This is a genomic window from Citrobacter sp. Cu233 (assembly GCF_030332225.1).
Taxonomy (GTDB): domain Bacteria; phylum Pseudomonadota; class Gammaproteobacteria; order Enterobacterales; family Enterobacteriaceae; genus Citrobacter.
Genome location: NZ_JAOWIF010000035.1, coordinates 359,088 through 373,074, shown reverse-complemented (window position 1 = coordinate 373,074; position 13,987 = coordinate 359,088). Strand labels below are relative to the sequence as shown.

General features: G+C 52.7%; 16 protein-coding genes and 1 other annotated feature. Of the genes, 10 read left to right on the top strand and 6 right to left on the bottom strand.

What is annotated here, in order from left to right; translation table 11 throughout:
- Positions 1–1,227 carry a YidR family protein gene (locus tag OGX95_RS15345; RefSeq protein ID WP_286630046.1) on the top strand — a complete coding sequence of 409 codons (1,227 nt, stop codon included), beginning with the start codon at positions 1–3 and terminating at the stop codon, positions 1,225–1,227.
- 1 nt (position 1,228) lies between these two features.
- Here the strand turns inward: OGX95_RS15345 and OGX95_RS15340 are convergent, their stop codons facing one another.
- Positions 1,229–1,561, bottom strand: coding sequence for a YceK/YidQ family lipoprotein (locus tag OGX95_RS15340; protein ID WP_286630085.1), 333 nt, complete (start codon positions 1,559–1,561; stop codon positions 1,229–1,231).
- A gap of 239 nt (positions 1,562–1,800) precedes the next feature.
- Positions 1,801–1,873, top strand: a sequence feature (ROSE (Repression Of Heat Shock gene Expression) occurs in the 5'-region of heat shock genes and acts as an RNA thermometer to modulate expression.).
- Between OGX95_RS15340 and ibpA the strand changes: the two genes are divergently transcribed.
- From ibpA to OGX95_RS15310, 6 genes are all read left to right on the top strand, one after another.
- The gene (gene ibpA / locus OGX95_RS15335; protein ID WP_040231504.1) at positions 1,867–2,280 is read left to right on the top strand and encodes a small heat shock chaperone IbpA; all 414 of its coding nucleotides are present in this window, start codon (positions 1,867–1,869) and stop codon (positions 2,278–2,280) included. It overlaps the preceding feature by 7 nt.
- 94 nt (positions 2,281–2,374) lie before the next feature.
- Positions 2,375–2,803: a small heat shock chaperone IbpB gene (gene ibpB, locus OGX95_RS15330; protein WP_286630045.1), complete on the top strand. Its 429-nt coding sequence runs from the start codon at positions 2,375–2,377 to the stop codon at positions 2,801–2,803.
- A 124-nt stretch (positions 2,804–2,927) separates the two neighbouring features.
- Positions 2,928–4,589 carry a putative transporter gene (locus OGX95_RS15325; protein ID WP_286630044.1) on the top strand — a complete coding sequence of 554 codons (1,662 nt, stop codon included), beginning with the start codon at positions 2,928–2,930 and terminating at the stop codon, positions 4,587–4,589.
- Between the two features lie 167 nt (positions 4,590–4,756).
- A complete protein-coding gene (locus tag OGX95_RS15320) occupies positions 4,757–5,104 on the top strand; it encodes a YidH family protein (protein ID WP_286630043.1) in 348 nt (115 codons plus the stop codon).
- A complete protein-coding gene (locus tag OGX95_RS15315; RefSeq protein WP_286630042.1) occupies positions 5,094–5,456 on the top strand; it encodes a DUF202 domain-containing protein in 363 nt (120 codons plus the stop codon). Before OGX95_RS15320 ends, OGX95_RS15315 begins: the two co-directional genes overlap by 11 nt.
- A complete protein-coding gene (locus OGX95_RS15310; protein WP_286630041.1) occupies positions 5,453–5,983 on the top strand; it encodes a radical SAM protein in 531 nt (176 codons plus the stop codon). Before OGX95_RS15315 ends, OGX95_RS15310 begins: the two co-directional genes overlap by 4 nt.
- A gap of 12 nt (positions 5,984–5,995) precedes the next feature.
- Here OGX95_RS15310 and dsdA read toward each other — a convergent pair whose 3' ends face one another.
- Complete coding sequence (gene dsdA / locus OGX95_RS15305) at positions 5,996–7,318, bottom strand: D-serine ammonia-lyase (protein WP_286630040.1); 1,323 nt, start codon at positions 7,316–7,318, stop codon at positions 5,996–5,998.
- 17 nt (positions 7,319–7,335) lie between these two features.
- Positions 7,336–8,673 (bottom strand): D-serine transporter DsdX, encoded by a 1,338-nt coding sequence (gene dsdX, locus OGX95_RS15300; protein ID WP_286630039.1) that lies wholly within the window; start codon positions 8,671–8,673, stop codon positions 7,336–7,338.
- Between the two features lie 228 nt (positions 8,674–8,901).
- Between dsdX and dsdC the strand changes: the two genes are divergently transcribed.
- Positions 8,902–9,828 (top strand): DNA-binding transcriptional regulator DsdC, encoded by a 927-nt coding sequence (gene dsdC, locus OGX95_RS15295; protein ID WP_286630038.1) that lies wholly within the window; start codon positions 8,902–8,904, stop codon positions 9,826–9,828.
- A 77-nt stretch (positions 9,829–9,905) separates the two neighbouring features.
- Complete coding sequence (locus tag OGX95_RS15290) at positions 9,906–11,006, top strand: cellulase family glycosylhydrolase (protein WP_286630037.1); 1,101 nt, start codon at positions 9,906–9,908, stop codon at positions 11,004–11,006.
- Here the strand turns inward: OGX95_RS15290 and emrD are convergent.
- The 3 genes from emrD to tisB all read right to left on the bottom strand — a co-directional run bounded on the left by emrD (position 10,933) and on the right by tisB (position 13,357).
- Positions 10,933–12,117, bottom strand: a complete 1,185-nt coding sequence (emrD, locus tag OGX95_RS15285; RefSeq protein ID WP_286630036.1) for a multidrug efflux MFS transporter EmrD — start codon at positions 12,115–12,117, stop codon at positions 10,933–10,935. The genes OGX95_RS15290 and emrD overlap by 74 nt on opposite strands.
- A gap of 193 nt (positions 12,118–12,310) precedes the next feature.
- On the bottom strand, positions 12,311–13,144 hold the full coding sequence (locus OGX95_RS15280) for an EamA family transporter (protein WP_286630035.1): 834 nt from the start codon (positions 13,142–13,144) through the stop codon (positions 12,311–12,313).
- A gap of 123 nt (positions 13,145–13,267) precedes the next feature.
- The gene (tisB, locus tag OGX95_RS15275) at positions 13,268–13,357 is read right to left on the bottom strand and encodes a type I toxin-antitoxin system toxin TisB (protein ID WP_003840643.1); all 90 of its coding nucleotides are present in this window, start codon (positions 13,355–13,357) and stop codon (positions 13,268–13,270) included.
- A gap of 520 nt (positions 13,358–13,877) precedes the next feature.
- Between tisB and ivbL the strand changes: the two genes are divergently transcribed.
- A complete protein-coding gene (ivbL, locus tag OGX95_RS15270; protein WP_003827118.1) occupies positions 13,878–13,976 on the top strand; it encodes an ilvB operon leader peptide IvbL in 99 nt (32 codons plus the stop codon).
- The last annotated feature ends 11 nt before the right edge of the window (positions 13,977–13,987 follow it).

Sequence of the window (13,987 nt, the reverse complement as noted above, 5' to 3'; positions counted from 1 at the left end):
ATGAAACAAATCACCTTTACGCCGCGTAATCACCAACTGACCAATATCAATACCTGGACGCCGGACAGCCAGTGGCTGGTTTTTGATGTGCGTCCTTCCGGGGCATCGTTTACCGGTGAGACGATTGAACGCGTCAATATTCACACCGGCGAGGTTGAGGTGATTTATCGTGCGACGCAGGGGGCACACGTCGGCGTGGTGACCGTTCATCCAAAAAATGAAAAATATGTGTTCATTCACGGGCCTGAAAATCCAGATGAATCATGGTATTACGACTTCCATCATCGCCGTGGTGTCATTGCTACGCAAACCGAGGTAGCGAATCTGGACGCGATGGATATTACCGCCCCATACACGCCAGGTGCGCTGCGTGGCGGCAGTCATGTGCATGTCTTTAGCCCGAACGGTGAGTTTGTCAGCTTTACCTATAACGACCATGTGCTGCGTGAGCGTTCCCCTGCGCTGGATTTACGTAACGTTGGCGTGGCTACGCCGTATGGCCCGGTGACTGTGTCAGCAGATCACCCGCGTGAGTACAGCGGGAGCCACTGGTGTGTACTGGTAAGTCAGACAACGCCGAAGCCAAAACCGGGCAGCGATGAGATTAACCGTGCTTATGAAGAGGGTTGGGTAGGAAATCATACGCTGGCCTTTATCGGCGATACGTTGTCTGTCAGTGGCGAAAAAGTACCGGAACTGTTTATCGTTGATTTGCCACACGATGAAAGCGGCTGGAAACAGCCTGGCGATACGCCTCTGGAGGGAACGGAAGCAACAATGCCTGCGCCACCAGCCGGTATCGTTCAGCGACGCCTGACGTTTACTCACGACCGCGCCTTCCCGGGGCTGGTGAATCAACCGCGCCATTGGGTACGCAGCAATCCAGAGGCATCCGAAATTGCGTTTTTGATGCGTGATGACAGCGGTATTGTGCAGCTATGGCTAATTTCTGTGCTGGGCGGTACACCGCGTCAACTGACCCGTTGTACGACCGATATTCAGTCTGCGTTTAACTGGCACCCGTCGGGTCGATGGTTGGGCTTTGTGCTGGAAAACCGAATTGCCTGCTGCGATGCGCGGACTGGAGAGATTGAATTTTTAACGACCAGCCATGGTAACCCACCTTCAGCAGAGGCGATTGTCTTCTCTCCTGATGGCCGACAGGTTGCATGGATGGAAGACGTCGACGGTTTCCGCCAGATATGGGTGACAGAAACCGGACGTTAACTTAAGGCGCAGACATTTGAGCGGGGGGGATAACGGCGTTGGTGGCTTGCGTTCTCTCCTCGCTCTGTTCTACGCGAGATCGGACCGAGTTATCTTTGCGAAAGAGATCCCACGGGAGCAGTACCGTATCCAGAACCGCAGTAAAAGGCATATCCAGAATAGCCAACGACTTTGTTCCCCAGTTCGTATCGCTATCGCCAATCATTGTGGCGCTGGCACGGGTACCTGGATAGGTCCCTTCTTTTCCTCCGGTATGTGACATCACGCTGGAGCAGCCGCTTATAAAAACCATCCCGCTGCACATCATCAGTGTTAACACCATTTTTTTTATCATCATTATTTCATCTGCTAATCATCGTGTTTGCATGGTGAGTTAAAGCGATCCGTTGCGAAAATAACATCACCATCTTGTCGCACTGTGGCGGCAATCGCGATTTAACGATAACGACTGCTCCCCCCAGTGTATGCAAAAGACAACAAACTGCAAAAAAAGTCAGAGGAGTACGCTTGAAAAGTTTGTATTAAGACCCATTTTTAGGATGTAGACAAATGAAGGGCATGCCTGAGGGGTGTCCTGGCTACCTGACCTGTCCAAGATGGAAGGTCCAACATTCTCGCTGATTTCAGGAGCTATTGATTATGCGTAACTTTGATTTATCCCCGCTATACCGTTCTGCTATTGGATTTGATCGTCTGTTTAACCTGTTGGAAAACAACCAGGGCCAAAGCAATGGTGGCTACCCTCCGTACAACGTTGAGCTGGTAGACGAAAACCACTACCGCATTGCAATTGCTGTTGCGGGCTTTGCTGAAAGCGAGCTGGAAATTACCGCCCAGGATAATTTGCTGGTGGTGAAAGGCGCCCATGCGGACGAGCAAAAAGAACGTACTTACCTGTACCAGGGTATTGCTGAGCGCAACTTTGAACGCAAGTTCCAGTTGGCGGAGAACATCCATGTTCGCGGCGCAAACCTGGTAAACGGTCTGCTGTATATCGAGCTTGAGCGCGTGATTCCTGAAGCGAACAAACCGCGCCGCATCGAAATCAACTAATTTATCTGTCGGGCCGCTTGCGCGGCCCTGCTAAGCACAGGCTTGCCGTCAGGGAGCCGAAAGGTACTTACTCGCTTCTTAGAAGGAGAATATTATGCGTAACTACGATTTATCCCCACTGCTGCGTCAATGGATCGGTTTTGACAAACTGGCCAATGCATTACAAAACGCCGGTGAAAGCCAAAGCTTCCCACCCTATAACATCGAAAAGAGCGATGATAACCACTACCGCATTACCCTTGCGTTAGCCGGTTTCCGCCAGGACGATTTGGATATTCAACTGGAAGGCACACGTCTGACCGTAAAAGGTACGCCGCAGCAGCCGGAAAAAGAGACCAAATGGTTGCATCAGGGGCTGGTCACTCAATCCTTCAGCCTGAGCTTTACGCTGGCTGAAAATATGGAAGTCTCCGGCGCAAGCTTCACCAATGGCTTGCTGCATATTGATTTGACCCGTAATGAGCCTGAAACCATTGCTCCACAACGTATCGCCATCAGCGAACGTCCCGCATTAAATAGCTAAATAGCTCCAAGCCTTTGCCCCGCCAGAAATGACGGGGCTTTTTTGTGCTTTACCACCCATACATTGCGCCTGTACTCTGCGAGAATCCTCTTCATTAATAATGTTATTCACAGGGAACAGAAGAATGAGTGATATAGCATTGACGGTCAGTGTTCTGGCATTGGTGGCGGTTGTCGGGTTATGGATCGGCAACATTAAAGTTCGGGGCGTTGGTTTTGGCATCGGAGGCGTGCTGTTCGGCGGTATTATTGTCGGACACTTTGTCGATCAGGCAGGGATAACCCTGAGCGGCGATATGCTGCATTTTATTCAGGAATTTGGCCTGATACTCTTCGTCTATACCATCGGCATCCAGGTAGGGCCGGGTTTCTTTGCCTCACTGCGTGTTTCAGGACTGCGTCTGAACCTGTTTGCAGTGCTGATCGTGATTATCGGGGGGCTGGTCACCGCGCTTCTGCATAAGATCTTCGCTATTCCGCTGCCCGTGGTGCTGGGAATCTTCTCCGGTGCGGTCACCAATACACCCGCACTGGGTGCCGGGCAGCAAATTCTGCGCGATCTGGGTACGCCGGGGGATGTGGTCGATCAGATGGGGATGAGCTATGCCATGGCTTATCCTTTCGGTATTTGCGGTATTTTGCTCACGATGTGGCTGATGCGCCTCATTTTCCGCGTGAACGTTGAGTCCGAAGCTCAGCAGCATGAATCAACGCTGACCAACGGTCATACGCTGATTCAGACGATGAATATTCGTGTCGAAAACCCGAACCTCAATAATATGGCGATTCAGGATGTCCCCATTCTGAACAGCGACAAAATCATCTGTTCACGCCTGAAGCGAGATGAAACGTTAATGGTGCCGTCGCCGGGGACGATTATCCAGATGGGCGATCTGCTCCACCTGGTCGGACAGCCTGGCGATCTGCATAATGCGAAGGTGGTGATTGGGCAGGAAGTGGACACTTCACTGTCAACGCGAGGCACGGATTTGCGCGTTGAACGTGTCGTTGTGACCAACGAACAGGTGCTTGGCAAGCGGATCCGTGACCTGCACTTTAAAGAACGTTACGACGTGGTGATTTCCCGTCTGAACCGCGCGGGCGTTGAGCTGGTCGCCAGCAGCGATGCCAGTCTGCAATTTGGCGATATCCTGAATCTGGTGGGGCGACCTTCGTCGATTGATGCCGTTGCCAATGTTGTGGGTAACGCACAGCAAAAACTGCAGCAGGTGCAGATGTTGCCGGTGTTTATCGGGATCGGGCTTGGGGTTTTGTTGGGTTCAATCCCGCTGTTTATCCCCGGTTTCCCGGTGGCATTAAAACTGGGGTTGGCCGGTGGTCCACTGATTATGGCGCTGATTTTGGGGCGTATTGGCAGTATCGGTAAGCTGTACTGGTTTATGCCTCCCAGCGCGAACCTGGCGTTGCGTGAGCTGGGTATTGTGCTCTTTCTCGCGGTGGTTGGTCTGAAATCCGGTGGCGATTTTGTGAATACGCTGACGCAGGGCGATGGCTTGAGCTGGGTGGGATACGGTATTTTTATTACCGCCGTTCCGCTGATTACCGTCGGTTTGCTGGCGCGCATCTTTGCCAAAATGAATTATCTGACGCTGTGCGGCATGCTGGCCGGCTCGATGACCGATCCTCCCGCGCTGGCATTTGCCAATAACCTGCATGCCACCAGTGGCGCAGCAGCGCTCTCCTACGCCACCGTTTATCCGTTGGTGATGTTCCTGCGCATTATTACCCCGCAACTGCTGGCGGTGATTTTTTGGGGAATGGGGTAAAAACCAATTTATAGGCCGGATATGCAATGAACGTGTCCGGCCTAAACTAAAGATGTGCCTCTCTTTTCCCGCCCCATCACATTAAGTTGCCTTACGTTTGAGAATCAGGTTCATACTCCTTTACTGTTTCGGTATAACGACCAGATAACAACATTGAAGGAGCTCTGATGAAGATTTCCCGTCTCGGGGAAGCACCCGATTACCGCTTCTCGCTGGCAAATGAGCGTACCTTTCTGGCGTGGGTCCGCACCGCGCTGGGGTTTCTGGCCGCCGGAGTGGGCCTTGATCAACTGGCCCCGGACTTTGCTACGCCGGTCATCCGTGAGGCACTTGCTTTGTTGCTGTGTCTGTTTGCGGGGGGGCTGGCGATCTACGGTTATCTGCGCTGGTTGCGAAATGAAAAGGCGATGCGTCTGAAAGAGGACATGCCGTACACCAACAGCCTGCTGATTATCAGCGTCATGCTGACGCTTGTGGCGGTGATTGTTATGGCGCTGGTGCTGTATGCCGGATAGTCGTAAGGCTCGTCGCCAATCCGATCCTGGTCTACAACCGGAACGGACATCACTTGCCTGGTTTCGCACGTTGCTGGGCTATGGTGCACTGATGGCGCTGGCGATTAAGCATAACTGGCATCAGGCGGGAGCGTTATTCTGGATTTCGCTAGCTGTGCTGGCGATTGTGGCGATTATTCTCTGGCGCTATACCCGTAGCCGTAACCTGATGGATGTTACGCATAGCGATTTTTCTGAATCTCGCGCGGTGCGTGACAAATTTATGATCTCCCTCTCGGTGTTATCCCTTGCAATACTGTTTGCTGTAACACACATTCGCCAACTTATCGTATATATCGGGAATTTTGCATGACAGTATGTGAGGACATGGATGTTAGTGAGGGTATTTTAAAGGTGGTGATAGATCACCAGAAGAGTTTGCAACCAATTGAACTGTACCGTGATTTACGACAAGGCGATGTTCATTTCGTACAGTTTACCCCCCTGATTAAGCGCGATGAAGCAGGCAACCTGACGGCTGAATCTGTCACACCAGAAGGGTGGGGACATTTTTTAAATACGATATTTGATATCTGGGTTCGTGAAGATATTAATCGGGTATCTATTCAGCTTTTTGATAAAACGCTGCGTCGATGGTGCGGTCTGGCGGTACAAATTGAACGGCACTCGACCTCACTGCAGAGCGCGCGTTGCCGGTCATGTTCCTTATCGCAATTTTACCGTGGTGATTGCCCCGTGCATGGGGATATTCTCGGGGAAAACGTGCTGTGTGCGGGATATCAGGCCTTCTTTGAACACTCATCACCACATATGCGCGTCATGCGCGATCTGATTAAACAGCATCGCTCACCGATGGAACTGATGGCGATGCTGCGTTAAGGTCAATGGCGTTTAGCGACCTTTCGCCAGGTATTGCGCCATTTCGGCTTCCGGCACCATACCGCCGCCGGTGGCCCATACCAGATGGGTGGCGTTATTAAGCTGTTCTGCGCTGAATCCATGCATCTGCTGGTAATCAGTGGAGGCACAAACGTGTTGCGGACCAGACATGCCAGCCAGTGCTGACGGCTCAAGACGAATACCTTCCTCCTGTGCCAGCCAGCCCAGCATATCGTACATCGTCTGGTCATCCAGGGTGTACAGACCGTCGAGCAGACGCTCCATTGCCCGGCCTACGAAGCCCGATGCGCGACCGACTGCCAGCCCATCTGCCGCTGTCACGTTGTCGATACCAATCTCCTGTACGGAAATCGTGTCGTGCAGTCCGGTGTAAATCCCCAACAGCATGCACGGTGAATGAGTCGGTTCTGCGAAGAAGCAATGAACGTTGTCACCGAATGCCAGCTTCAGACCAAATGCCACCCCGCCAGGGCCACCACCCACGCCGCACGGCAGATAAACAAACAGCGGATGGTCAGCATCTACCACTCGTCCCTGCTGTGCAAACTGGGCCTTCAGGCGCTGTCCGGCAACCGCATAACCTAAAAACAGCGTGCGGGAGTTTTCATCGTCGATAAAGAAACAGTTCGGATCAGACTCGGCTGCCTTACGCCCCTGTTCAACTGCCACACCGTAATCTTCTTCGTACTCCACAACGGTAACGCCGTGGCTGCGCAGCTTAGCCTTTTTCCATGCGCGGGCGTCCGCAGACATATGTACCGTCACCTTAAAGCCGATGCGGGCGCTCATGATGCCGATAGACATCCCCAGATTGCCGGTTGAACCCACCGCGATGCTGTACTGGCTGAAGAACTGTTTGAACTCAGGAGAAAGCAGGATGCTGTAATCATCTTCCGTGGTCAGCAGACCGGCTTCCAGCGCCAGTTTTTCGGCGTGTGTCAGTACTTCATAAATACCACCACGGGCTTTGATTGAGCCAGAAATTGGCAGATGGCTGTCTTTTTTCAGCAGCAGTTCGCCGTGGATAAGTTGCTCGTACTCTTGTTCCAGTCGTTTTTGCATGGCCGGTATGGCGGCCAGCTCAGATTCAATAATGCCGCCGTTGACCGCGGTTTCCGGGAACGCTTTTGCCAGGTACGGCGCAAAGCGAGTCAGGCGCTCGTGGGCACCCTGAACGTCGTACTCTGTCAGGCCAACATAGGGTAAACCTTCCGCAAGAGAGGTCGTGCCAGGGTTAAACCAGGTCGTTTCCTTGAGGGCGACCAGATCTTCCACTAAAGGATACTGGGCGATAAGTTTGTGCATGTTTTCCATAGTCAGTCTCGTTGCGCTTAGATAATAAAGGAAAGCAGGAATGTGCAAGCCAGTGCAATGACGGACGCGATAAATGTCGCGGTTGTATAGTACTTAAACGTCTCATTCAGCGTCGCGCCGCAGTACTGCTTCACCAGCCAGAAGAGGGAATCTGTAACGATTGTGCAGCCAATTGCACCAGAACCGATGGCAATAGCGATGATCTCCGGGCTGACGTTCGGGTAAAGCGGTAGCATAGGGGCCACAATCGCAGTCGCACCCATCATGGCAACGGTGGCAGAACCCACTGCAGCATGCAGGATCAGTGCTACCAGCCATGCCAGCAGAATCGGGTGCATGTGCATATTCGAGAGGATCAGCGCGAGGGTATCCGCCAGCCCACTGCTTTTCAGGATAGCGTTGAATGCGCCGCCTGCGCCGATAATCAACAGAATGTTGGCTATGGAGCCAAAACCATTTTCGGTATGCGTCAGTAGCGCGCCCATGCCGATATGCTGACGCAATCCGAGGATGTAATAGGCCACGAAAACGGCGATAAACATCGCGGTGATTGGGTTACCAATAAACTCCAGTAGCGTATATACCGTGCTGCCTTTCGCCATGTTCAGCTCAGCAACGGTTTTTACCAGCATCAGGCCAATCGGCAGCAGCACGGTAAACAGAGTGGCACCCAGCGAGGGCAGCGTACTTTCATCGCGTACCTTGAGATCGGAAAACTCAGTCGGTACGGGTTTAAATGGCAGACGGTTGCCAAGAAATTTCAGGTATAGCGGCCCGCCGATCAGCGATGCCATTAAACCCACGAGTAAACCATAAACAATCACGGTGCCAATATCCGCGCCCAGCTTGTTCGCCACGAACAGGGCGGCCGGATGTGGCGGTACCACGCAATGTACAGCCATCAGTGCAGTACACAGCGGGATCGCCAGTTTCAGCAGCGAGGTGTTGGTTTTTTTAGCAATAGAAAAAGCCAGTGGGATCAACAGCACCACGCCGACTTCGACAAACAGCGTGATGCCGCAAATCAAGCCGACCAACACCATAATGACGTCGGCGGAAAGCCAGCGACAACGCTGCAACGTCAGACCGATGCGTTCTGCCGCGCCGGACACTTCCATCATTTTGCCAAGAATGGTACCAAGACCGATTACGGCAGCGAGAAAGCCCAGCGTACCGCCGATGCCACTCTCAATGGCATTGACCATATCCAGCGGTCCCATGCCCATCATCGTACCCACGAAGAAGCTGGCTAATAGCAATGCCAGAAACGGGTGGAATTTGAACTTCACGATGGTCAAAACGATTAATACGATGCTTATCAGCAGCGTACTCACAACCCAGATTTGAGAGTGCATAACTCACCTTGCCCTGTGATTAATATAGGGGTATTGGACAAAAATAAGGCACAGTCTGACAAACGATAAAAATCCTCTTTCACATGAGCCAGGTTGAATCAAATGCGTGATTTACATCTAATTACGCATTGTTTATGCGATATGGTTCATCTTGATTCATCTTTATGCTGATTTTTGCAGCGATTTTTTTTACACTCCGGCGAACAATTCACGATGAAAGAGGTGAATATGGACCCCCTTCGCGAAGTCAGAAATCGGCTGCTCAATGGTTGGCAACTCTCAAAACTGTATACTTTTGAAGTGGCGGCCAGGCATCAGTCGTTTGCGCTGGCGGCAGACGAACTTTCCTTAAGCCCCAGCGCCGTCAGCCACCGTATTAATCAGCTTGAAGAAGAGTTGGGGATTCAGCTGTTTGTTCGTTCTCACCGCAAAGTGGAGCTCACTCACGAAGGTAAACGGGTGTTCTGGGCGTTGAAATCGTCGCTGGATACGCTGAATCAGGAAATCCTCGATATCAAAAACCAGGAGCTGTCCGGGACGCTCACGGTGTACTCACGCCCCTCCATCGCACAGTGCTGGCTGGTTCCGGCGCTTGGTGACTTTACCCGTCGCTATCCGTCGATTTCGCTGACCATGCTGACCGGGAATGACAACGTCAATCTGCAACGTGCCGGGGTTGATCTGGCTATTTATTTTGACGATGCCCCCTCTGCACAGCTCACGCACCATTTCCTGATGGATGAAGCGATCCTGCCGGTATGCAGCCCGGACTATGCCCGTCGTTATGACCTTACGGGGTCGCTAGTGAATCTGTCGCACTGCACGTTGTTGCACGACAGACAGGCATGGAGCAACGACTCCGGGACCGATGAATGGCACAGTTGGGCGCAGCATTTTGCCGTGAATTTGCCGACATCATCGGGTATCGGCTTTGATCGTTCTGATTTAGCGGTCATTGCGGCGATGAACCATATCGGCGTAGCGATGGGCCGAAAGAGACTGGTACAAAAGCGCCTCGACAGCGGGGAGCTGGTCGCGCCTTTCGGTGATATGGCGCTGAAATGCCATCAACACTATTACATCACCACGTTACCCGGCAGGCAGTGGCCAAAAATCGAGGCATTTATTGGCTGGCTGCAGGAGCAGGTTAAATAAGCGGGCAGCGAATTTTTTTACGCTTTCTCTCTACACCAGGTATCAAAAATCATGCTAAATACGTGATATCACACCTGATGATTTGCGTAAGGACGACCGTGTTAAAGCCGATTGTTTCCCTCTTACTGTTAGCCAGTGCCGCTGTGTATGCCGCGCCTCCTGCGCTGACGGCGGCGTTGTATGCGCAGCAGCTTGGGGTTGGAATGGACGTAGACTGGGCTCGCACCGATCGCGGTATCCGCGAGTTCGATCCGCTAGTGGTACGGGATTTCAAGGCGAAGGGGATCTCTCATGTGCGTATTCGTGTGGCCGGTGAGCCAACAGAAGCCAGGCTCATCCATTTGCGCAAGCTGGTAGAGGCTTGCGAGCAATACGGCGTGATCCCGATTATTGCTTATCAGGCCGATGAATATAAAAAAGACCCCAATAGTGGCAACGAAAAAGAGGTGGTTAACTGGTGGGTCGCGGTGGCGCATTACTTTGGTCAAAGCTCGCCGTTGCTGGGTTTTGACCTGATTTATGAGCCTGCCGATAAGCTTAATCACAATCAGACTTCGCTCAATCGGGTGTACGACAAAACGATTCGCACAATTCACGCCATTTCGCCGCAGCGGATGATTTTCATTGCTCCGCGGCTGCGCGCGGCACCGGAAGATTTGCCTAATCTGAAATTACCGCCGCAAAGCCAGAATACCGTTCTGGCTGAATGGCATATCTTCCCGTGGGGGCCGCTAAAAAATAACGGTAAGTACCCCTGGACGTCGGGGACTGCGGCAGAAAAAGCCGCCATTCGCGCCCGTATTAATACTGCCATTCACTGGCAACAGAAAACGGGCCATGTCAGTTGGGTGGGGGGGTGGTCACCGGGAGAAACCATCAAAAATACGCCGTCTGCTGCGCAAACTGCGTCTGCTGCGCAAACTGCGTTTGCACGGTTTATGGCATGTGAACTGCGCAAGGCGAAAATCCCCTATGCAATCAATGCTGATACGCAGTTTTATGATGGTGAAGAAGGTGCCTGGCGTCCGGCACTGGAACCGTTGATTAATACGATGATTGCGCCGGAATGTGAAAAGCCCGGCGATAAGCCGGGCCATCATACGCTTAAACCGCCTGTCCCTGATGTGACACGCGTGACGCCAGCGGCAGCCAGCACACAAAAATCAGCAGCCCCATAAGGGTCATCAGCAGGCCGAGGCTGGCTTGTCCGGTCTGCGGTAGCATCGCGGAGAGCCACGCCAGCACGCCAGATCCAATGTTCTGTAAGCCACCAACCAGTGCGCCGGCAGTACCTGCCAGGAACGGGAAAGGTTCCATTGCGCCGCTGGTTGCCAGTGGGAACAGCATCCCCGCACCGAAGAAGAACAACGCGGCAGGAACCAGCAGTGTCCAGACGTTCATCACATCAAACAAACCTGGGAGCCACATCATCAGCCCGGCAACCAGACAGCAGGTCACCGACTGCCACATTAGCGTTGAAAACCGCTTGTTAGGGCGACCGGCGAACCATGCGCCGAAAAACGCCGCCGGAATAGGCAGAATAAACAGGATACTGACCGCCATGCTGCTTAAACCCAGGACCGCGCCCATCAATACCCCAGAGCAGGCTTCGAAGACGGCAACGCCTGCCAGACCGCCGATCAACATCAGCACGTAACAAGTAAATGCGCCGTTGCCAAACAGGGTTTTGTAGCTGGCAATAAGCCGTGGACGTGGCGCACCAGCAGGACGCGTTTCCGGCATCCAGCGCGCCATGCTAAATGTGACGCCCGCACACAGAATCAGCAGAAAAATATAGCAAGCGCGCCAGTTCCACAGCGTATCCAGCATGCCGCCAATCAGCGGTGCCAGCAGCGGACTGACCAGGATACCCATATTTAACAAACTATTCGCGTGACGAAGCTGAGTACCTTCATACAGGTCTCGCGGTAGGGTGCGCGCCATCACACCGCCGACGCCTGTTCCCATACCCTGGATGGCACTGGCGATAATCAATATCGGCAGACTATGGGTAGTAATGGCGACCAGCGTAGCCAGCATAAAAATAGACATCCCGGCGAGGATCACCGGGCGACGACCTACGCGGTCGGAAAGCGGGCCGTAAAACAGTTGTGACACGCCGTAGGTCAGCAGGTAGGCAGCCATTACGCTTTGCACCGCGCCTTCGCGAACGTTCAGTTCACGCGCCATATCAGCAATCGCGGGGATATAAATGGTTTGCGCCATCTGACCCACCGCCACCAGTAATACCAACATCAACAACAAATTGACGCTTCTATGCCTTTTCATTTCGCTGATTACTTTTCAAATGAAGAAAAAATAAGAATAAGGTGCTGCACTTTCCCATAAATGCGCGTGGAATCTACCACAACAGAAATAGAAGGCCAGATAGTGGGCTGGAATGTTTCAACGATGAACGGCAGGAAATGTAAACAAATAGCGGCAACAAATGTTGCCGGATTGCATCAGGTCGACAGCGCGATTATGACAAACGTAGCAATACTGCGCCGGCGGCAATACCTCCGGCAGCGATAAGGCGTACTCCGGCGACTTTCTCTTTTAGCAGCAACCAGGCGAGCAGTGCGCCAAACAGAATGGATGTTTCACGCAGTGCGGCTACCACCGCCAGCGGGGCCTGAGTCATCGCCCACAGTGCCAGTCCGTAAGAGCCCATGGTGCCAATACCGCCAAGAATACCTTTCTTCCACTGGTGCGCCAGATAGCGGGAGGCTTCGCGGCGTCTGGCAATCATCGCCCAGCTCAACAAGCAGGAGCCGTTCAGGAAGAAGGTCCAGAGCGTGTAGCCCAGTGCAGTCTCTGAAAGCCGAACACCGGTGCCATCAACCAGCGTATAGCCGGCAATAAAACAGGCATTAATGAGCGCCAGAACGATCCCTCGTTGCGAACTGCTACGGCCGTTAAATGCCATGCCGAGGATCGCCAGGCAGATTGTGGCAATCCCCACCCAGGCCAGTATTGACAGACTATCGCCGAGAAACAGGACGCTGATGATAGCGACCAACAATGGGGCAGTGCCGCGCATGATGGGATAGGTCTGGCTCATGTCCGAAACCTGATAGGTTTTGGCAACCAGTACGGTGTACACCACCTGTAATGCGGTTGAAATCGCCAAAAACGGCAGGCTGGCGGCAGAGGGTTGGGGGGCGAAGGGCAAGAGAATCAGAGCCATAATCGCAGCCGAGCCACTCACGCTGATAGCCGAGTACAGCTTGTCATTTCCTGCTTTAACAATGGCGTTCCAGCTGGCATGAAGCAGCGCGGCGAACAGTAAAATGCAGAAAACAGAAAGGGTCATAGCACTATTCTTCCCTGAGAATGTCATAAAAATGTAACATATTGGCGCGACACAAGCACCTGAGAGAAGGTGAAAGGGGAGCAGGTGATAGCCCGCTCCCCTTAAGTGCGACTTGAATCTGAACTATTTTATATACTTCAGAACAGCATCAAGCAGTTGCAGTGCTGCAACGATGAGTTTGAGGATAAGAATAGCGATATCCACGAGGCTCATACGCTCTCCTTTTGGTACAAGGAGCACGGTGCTGGCGTACCTCGCCGCTGCCTGTTGCCAGCACCTTTGTTGACGTAACACAGTGTGCTCACTTAGGGGGTTAAGGCGCTGACGGCACCACCCGTTTCAGCCAGGACTTTGATGCGCCGGTAAAACAGCGGCCCCCTCGCGCACTGCGAACATTCACAGTATAGATAAATACTGTATATATGAACAGTATTTTATGGACAAAACCCGCAAAGCGATCCATACTCAGAAACGTCAAAATCCGTGCCTTAAATTGCGCGTTCGTTCACGTTCGCGTATACTTCTTGCGTTGACGTAACACAGTGTGTTCTGCGGTTACCAGCCGCAAACCCTGAAAAAAACCTCGCCGCGGCGGGGTTTTTTGTTTTTACATTGTGTACAGCTAAACGTGATCTTTGACGCATTTTTGCGCAGATGAAAAATTTTCCATTGTCACGCTGAAAAACCTGTGTTTGTATAAATCCTGTTAACCAACAAACAGACAAGGTCCCTAATGAACCCTTCCATGCTGACTGCGACCCTACTAAAAACTGCGCCATCTCGCGCAGCGGTCGTCGTGCGTGTGGTGGTGGTCGTCGGCAATGCGCCGTAGGGTCCGGAACA

Coding starts and splice junctions, on each gene's coding strand:
- OGX95_RS15345 (WP_286630046.1), top strand. CDS start 1: ATGAAACAAATCACCTTTACGCCGCGTAATCACCAACTGACCAATATC.
- OGX95_RS15340 (WP_286630085.1), bottom strand. CDS start 1,561: ATGATAAAAAAAATGGTGTTAACACTGATGATGTGCAGCGGGATGGTT.
- ibpA (WP_040231504.1), top strand. CDS start 1,867: ATGCGTAACTTTGATTTATCCCCGCTATACCGTTCTGCTATTGGATTT.
- ibpB (WP_286630045.1), top strand. CDS start 2,375: ATGCGTAACTACGATTTATCCCCACTGCTGCGTCAATGGATCGGTTTT.
- OGX95_RS15325 (WP_286630044.1), top strand. CDS start 2,928: ATGAGTGATATAGCATTGACGGTCAGTGTTCTGGCATTGGTGGCGGTT.
- OGX95_RS15320 (WP_286630043.1), top strand. CDS start 4,757: ATGAAGATTTCCCGTCTCGGGGAAGCACCCGATTACCGCTTCTCGCTG.
- OGX95_RS15315 (WP_286630042.1), top strand. CDS start 5,094: ATGCCGGATAGTCGTAAGGCTCGTCGCCAATCCGATCCTGGTCTACAA.
- OGX95_RS15310 (WP_286630041.1), top strand. CDS start 5,453: ATGACAGTATGTGAGGACATGGATGTTAGTGAGGGTATTTTAAAGGTG.
- dsdA (WP_286630040.1), bottom strand. CDS start 7,318: ATGGAAAACATGCACAAACTTATCGCCCAGTATCCTTTAGTGGAAGAT.
- dsdX (WP_286630039.1), bottom strand. CDS start 8,673: ATGCACTCTCAAATCTGGGTTGTGAGTACGCTGCTGATAAGCATCGTA.
- dsdC (WP_286630038.1), top strand. CDS start 8,902: ATGGACCCCCTTCGCGAAGTCAGAAATCGGCTGCTCAATGGTTGGCAA.
- OGX95_RS15290 (WP_286630037.1), top strand. CDS start 9,906: ATGATTTGCGTAAGGACGACCGTGTTAAAGCCGATTGTTTCCCTCTTA.
- emrD (WP_286630036.1), bottom strand. CDS start 12,117: ATGAAAAGGCATAGAAGCGTCAATTTGTTGTTGATGTTGGTATTACTG.
- OGX95_RS15280 (WP_286630035.1), bottom strand. CDS start 13,144: ATGACCCTTTCTGTTTTCTGCATTTTACTGTTCGCCGCGCTGCTTCAT.
- tisB (WP_003840643.1), bottom strand. CDS start 13,357: ATGAGCCTCGTGGATATCGCTATTCTTATCCTCAAACTCATCGTTGCA.
- ivbL (WP_003827118.1), top strand. CDS start 13,878: ATGAACCCTTCCATGCTGACTGCGACCCTACTAAAAACTGCGCCATCT.